2 protein-coding genes are annotated in these 2,140 nt (G+C 71.1%); both read left to right on the top strand.

The window, feature by feature from the left end; genetic code table 11:
- The coding region (locus VN520_RS17710) for a hypothetical protein (RefSeq protein WP_325747898.1) at window positions 1-1,043 on the top strand (1,043 nt) is incomplete at its 5' end.
- The coding region (locus tag VN520_RS17705; protein ID WP_325747897.1) for a substrate-binding domain-containing protein at window positions 1,040-2,140 on the top strand (1,101 nt) is incomplete at its 3' end. The genes VN520_RS17710 and VN520_RS17705, both read left to right, overlap by 4 nt.

The following is a 2,140-nucleotide window of genomic DNA, read 5'->3' as shown; positions in this document are numbered from 1 at the left end:
TCTTCCAGGACCCTGTGGTCGAGCGGCTGCTGATGAAGCACGGCTTTCGCGTGCACATCACCAACATGGGCTCGCGTGAGATCGCCAAGCAGGACTACGAGGGATACGACGTCGTCTTCCCCTCCGGCCAGCCGGCCGCCGACCTGATCAGCCGGGAGCGCGCCCGGGCGAACCGTCCGGTGCTGCTGTACCGCCCGTTCGTCAGCCCCATCGTGCTGGCCACCTACCGGGACTACGCCGAGGTGCTCACGGCGGAAGGCGTCGCGAAACGCCTGCCGGGCCCGGATGGCCGGCCGATGTACTACACCCTCGACATGCGGCAGTTCCTCGATCTCGCGCACGGCAGGAGGAAGGGCCTCCAGCGCGACCCCGAGAACGGCTACCGCTGGGACGAGATCGACCACAACGACCACGTCCGCAACGGCAACAAGATCCTTGCCCAGACCTCGGACATCTGCGAGTCCAACTCCGCCGGCACCTACCTCGGGCTCGTGGCCTTCGTCGAGCACGGGAACGACGCGCCGGACAGCGCGGCCGAGGCCGAGCAGCTCGCCCGGAAGATCAAGCCGCTCCTCGTCGAGCAGGGCCTGCCGTCCTCCGAACGGGCCGAAACGTATCTGTCCCCCGACGGGCAGAGCATCGCCCCCGTCTCGGTGATCTACGAGCACCAGTTCCTCGCCCACCAGATCCGGTACGAGGCCGAGAAGGACACGATCGACAACGAGCGCGTCCTGCTCTACCCGTCCACACGCTTCGTCACCGAACCCCAGCTCGTCGCGCTGAACGGCGACGGCGCCCGGCTCGGCGAACTGGTCAGTGAGGACCGCGAACTCCAGCACCGCGCCATGGAGCTGGGCTTTCGGGCGCGCAACGCCACCAGCGGCGCGACCAGCGACGAGCTCACCCGTTTCCTCACCGAGCGGCATATCCCGGTGCCCACCACCTCCTCCGACGACACCCGGGCGGTCCTGCCCAGCCTGCCCCTGCTGGAGAAGATGATCGAGATCGTCGGCGACTGCCCGGGCCGGACGGGCAGCCCGTGAGGCGCGGTGCGGGCTCGCTCGCGCTCTGCCTGGCCCTCGTCACCACCTTGCTCACCGCCTGCTCGGGCGACGGCGGCGAAACGGTCCGGCTGCGCGTGCTCGCCAGTCCCGATCTCGCCGTACTGGCCCCGTTGCTGGGCGACCTGAAGGACGAGACCGGCGTCGACCTGCGCCTGGATCACCGGACCGACGCCGAGACGAAGACCCTGGACCGCGACAGGTACGACCTCGCATGGCTGTCCTCCGACAGCTATCTGCGGCTCACCGGCAAGACCGCGGTCCGGGGACTGCAGCGCACCCCCACCATGACCTCCCCCGTCGTCATCGGCCTGAAGCCGGACGTGGCACGGAAGCTTCGCACCCAGGTGCCCGGCGGCCGGCTCACCTGGGCGGACATCGCGGACGCCGCCGCCACCGGCACCCTCCGCTTCGGCATGGCCGACCCGCGGCACGCCGGCAGCGGGCTCGCCGCCCTCGTCGGTGTCGCCACCGCCGCGGCCGGCACCGGAGCCGCGCTGCGCCCCGAGGACGTCTCCTGCGACCGGCTGCGCGGCTTCCGCTCCGGCCAGACCCTCACCGCCGGCACCGGGCCCGCCCTCGTCGACTCCTACACCGACCACCAGGACGGGACCGACGCCCTGATCACCTACGAGTCCGATCTGCTCGCCCTCAACGCCACCGACCGCCTCCACGACCGCCTGGAGGTCGTCCGCCCCGAAGACGGCATGGTTCTGGCGGACTTCCCGCTGCTCCTGCTCGACCCGGCCCACCGCACCGCGTACGACAAGGTCACGCAGTGGCTGCTGCGCGACTCGGTGCAGCGGCGGATCATGCGGCACACGCTGCGCCGCCCCGTGAACACGACGGTCACCCGGGACGCACCGCTGCGCGAACCGGTCGGCAACGCGCTCTTCTACCCCGACCGGCCCGGCGTCCTCGGAGCCCTGTTGGCGGACTACGGTGACCCCGGCCGTCGCACCACGAGCCAGGTGGTCTTCCTGCTCGACTTCTCCGGCTCGATGCGCGGCACCCGGATGGCCGCCCTGCGCGAGGCCTTCGCCGGACTCAGCGGCGCGGACCCCTCCGCCTCCGGCAAG

The organism is Streptomyces sp. (assembly GCF_035563135.1).
Taxonomy (GTDB): domain Bacteria; phylum Actinomycetota; class Actinomycetes; order Streptomycetales; family Streptomycetaceae; genus Streptomyces.
Note: the sequence above shows the minus strand (reverse complement) of the source record. Positions and strands in the feature narration are given on the sequence as shown.